The sequence below is a fragment of the Planomonospora antibiotica genome (assembly GCF_014647955.1).
Lineage (GTDB): Bacteria > Actinomycetota > Actinomycetes > Streptosporangiales > Streptosporangiaceae > Planomonospora > Planomonospora parontospora.
Map to the genome: position 1 here is coordinate 1 of NZ_BMQE01000119.1, position 3,083 is coordinate 3,083.

Consider the following 3,083-nt stretch of genomic DNA (forward strand, 5'->3'; position numbering starts at 1 on the left):
AGCCCAGCTCACAGCCCATATTCGAGCCTCCAGGCCGCTGAATTACGCGGAACGCGGGAGAGAAGCTGACGTTCTTGAAAAAAGCAGCCGCCTTCTTCGCGGCCGAGAGTCGATGACGCTCGCCAAGTACGAGCTGATCGATGCGGAGAAGGCCCACCATAAGATCGCCAAGATGTGCGCCTGGCTGGAGGTGTCCCGCTCGGGCTACTACGAGTGGCGTCAGCGGCCGGCCTCGGCCACCGCGCAACGCCGCGTACTGCTGGCCCGGCTGGTATCCGAGATCTTCCACGACGCGCACGAGACCTACGGATATCGGCGGGTGCACGCGGAGCTGCTGCGGCGCGGCGAGTCCTGCTCGGCCGAGCTGGTGCGGGCGCTGATGCGCGAGCAGGGCCTGGTCCCGGCCCAGGTGCGGGCGTTTCGGCCGACCACCACCGCCCAGGGCGCCTTTCGCGGCATTCCCGACCTGGTCGGGCGCGACTTCACCGCCACGCGGCCGGGACTCAAGCTGGTCGGCTACCTGCTCACCCCGAGACCGCAACCCGCTGTCCGGCCCGCAGCCCATCATCAACTGCGGGAACACCCGACAGGTGGTCCGCTCCACCGACGTCACCGCGCAGGTCACCCGGCCGCCCCGCTCAACAGGCGAGACACCGCTGCGAGACGAACACCCATACAAGGAGGAAGAAGATCACAACCCTGGAAAGCCGTACCAGGCGGGCGTGCGTCCGTAGCGGGGCGGAGGCATCGGTCGCATCGCCGGGCCGCCATAGTGTGAAGGGGTGACCATCGTGCCTGCTCACCAGAGGTCCGCGGCTCTGGCGCCGTTCGTGGCGACACTGAGCGCCTACGAGCTTGGCCCGGGCTCGGTCGGCGTTCATCGCGGGCTGCCTTCGTCCACGGTGTCGATCACGATTCCGGAGGCGGACTCGTTGGAGATCGCGTGGCTCGGGCGGCCCGGCTCGCGGGGACGGTTCCGGACCGTCGTTGCCGGGCTTCACTTGGACGCAGCCGAGCTGAGGCAGGAGGGCGGCACGCGCGGCGTGTGGTTGACGCTCAGCCCGCTGGGTGCCGGCGCGCTGCTGGGGATCCCGGCGTCGGCATTGACCGGGCACGTCGCCGATCTGGCCGACGTGGCCCCAGCGATGGCGCACCTGCCGGAGCAGCTGGCGGCCTGCCGGTCCTGGCCGCAACGCCGAGCCCTCGTCGAAGGCGCCCTGATCGCCGGACGTGCCCGGCACCAGGAGAACACCCGCGGCCAAGAACTGCGGGCCACGCTGGCGGCACTGTCCGGGACCGCCCGGGTGCAGGAGGCGGCTCGGCTTCTCGGGTGCTCCCGGCGCCACCTGAGCGGTACCGTTCGGGCGGAGCTAGGTGTGACGCCGAAGGAGTACCAGCGGCTCCTTCGGTTCGAGGCCGCACGTGGCGGACTCGTGGCCGCCGCACGTGCCGGGACGGTGAGCCTGGCGGCAGTGGCCGCGGCGTCGGGATTCGCCGACCAGGCGCACTTGACCCGGGAATGGCGGGCCATGGCCGGGTGTACGCCGACCGAGTGGCTACGCGCCGAAGGCCTGATCGCGTAGGGTCCATCAGCCCGCGATGGGCCACCAGGCCGTGGGGTACGTCCAGGTGACGGCGGACGCATGGGGCGTTCCCAAATCTTCAAGACCTCTGCCCCCGTCCGGCCTGACGATGGGTTCATGACGCCTGATATTCATCTTTCTCCCCGTCTCATCGTGCCCGACCCGGACCGTGCGTCGGCGTTCTACCAGGTCGCCCTTGGCGCTGAGCAGGTGTTCAGCGCTCCCCGGAGCGACGATGGCCGGCCCAGCGTCGTTGACCACCGCGTCGGAAAGTCGTCCTTCCGGGTCTCGCCGGCCGTCTCATCGTGGGGGTGGCCGTCACCCGATGATCTCGGCGGATCCGCGGTCCTGCTCGAGGTCGAGGTCGACGATCCAGATGCAGTCGGCGAACGCATGATCGCCCACGGCGCCGAGGTGGTTGTGCCGATCGAGAATCGGCCCTACGGCAAGCGCTCGGGCCGCATCCGTGACCCGTTCGGCCACCTGTGGATCATCACCGGCAAGCTACGCTGAGCCGACTCGTCGACGCCGGCCTCCCCGGGCCAGCCGGCGCAGCAGCGCGTCGCGACGGTGCTCGGGGAAGTCGGCGGGCCCAACCAGGCAATCACGGCGCTGCCTGCAGGACGGTGAGTGCAAGAGCACCTGCGGTCCGACCGGCACTCCGCGCATGTACGTGATAGCGGTCTATTATCGCGTACATGCGCGATCACGGCGGCGCGGCGACCAGGACAAGCCCTCGCCGCTGCGGTGCGCGACTCCGGTGCGTTATCCGGTACATCTCCTGGGCCGGTGCAGCGACCGCCGCCCGGCCGGCATGAGCGCCGCGCCGAAGGTCGCCGCGCTGCGCGGCGGGCACGTCAGTCTCGCCGCGGCCGCCGACGCCTTCCTGGCCACGGCGCGCACGGCCAACCCCAACACCCACCGCGCCTATGCATCGGCCATCGACCGCGTCATCGCCCTGCTCGGCCGCGACCGGCCGCTGGCCGAGGTCACCGAGGCCGAGATCGGCACCGCCCGCCTGCTTCGTCTGCCCGACGGCACGTCGCGGACCCGCGGCCCGCTGTTCCTGTCCGAGCGCCGCCCCGTCCCGGCCCGCCGGCCCGCGGCCGCCGACATCTGCCCGCACACCGGCCGCGCCCGCCTCGGCTACGATCGCGCCCGCTTCCTGCTGGAGAAGTACGCCGGGATCGACCTGCACCAGCTGCGCCACAGCGCCGCCACCCATCTGGGCGAGGCGGAGATCCCGCTGCAGCTCATCATGGGCAAGACCCGGCACAAGAACCCCCGCACCGCCATGCGCTACGTCCAACCCGGCGCTGAGGCCATCGCCTCCGTCACCGAGCATCTGGCTCCGCCGCGGCGTCGGCACCGATCAGAGCTACCAGAGCCTCGTCATAGCCTCTGACCTGCGGCTGGCCCCTTTCCCGCTTACTTGGTCTGCACCCAGGTGGTGACGGTCCAGGGACGAGGAAACAGAGCGGAGGGCTCGCCGAGGCGCTG

4 protein-coding genes are annotated in these 3,083 nt (G+C 70.6%); all 4 read left to right on the plus strand.

Annotated elements, in window-relative coordinates; translation table 11 throughout:
* A partial coding sequence (locus IEZ06_RS35600; protein ID WP_229799157.1) for an IS3 family transposase occupies positions 1-778 on the plus strand: 778 nt, incomplete at its 5' end.
* A gap of 4 nt (positions 779-782) precedes the next feature.
* Complete coding sequence (locus tag IEZ06_RS35605) at positions 783-1,583, plus strand: helix-turn-helix domain-containing protein (protein WP_229799159.1); 801 nt, start codon at positions 783-785, stop codon at positions 1,581-1,583.
* Between the two features lie 117 nt (positions 1,584-1,700).
* Complete coding sequence (locus IEZ06_RS35610; protein ID WP_189241071.1) at positions 1,701-2,096, plus strand: VOC family protein; 396 nt, start codon at positions 1,701-1,703, stop codon at positions 2,094-2,096.
* Positions 2,097-2,397: 301 nt separating this feature from the next.
* Positions 2,398-2,988, plus strand: coding sequence for a tyrosine-type recombinase/integrase (locus IEZ06_RS35615; RefSeq protein WP_189241072.1), 591 nt, complete (start codon positions 2,398-2,400; stop codon positions 2,986-2,988).
* Positions 2,989-3,083: the final 95 nt, after the last annotated feature.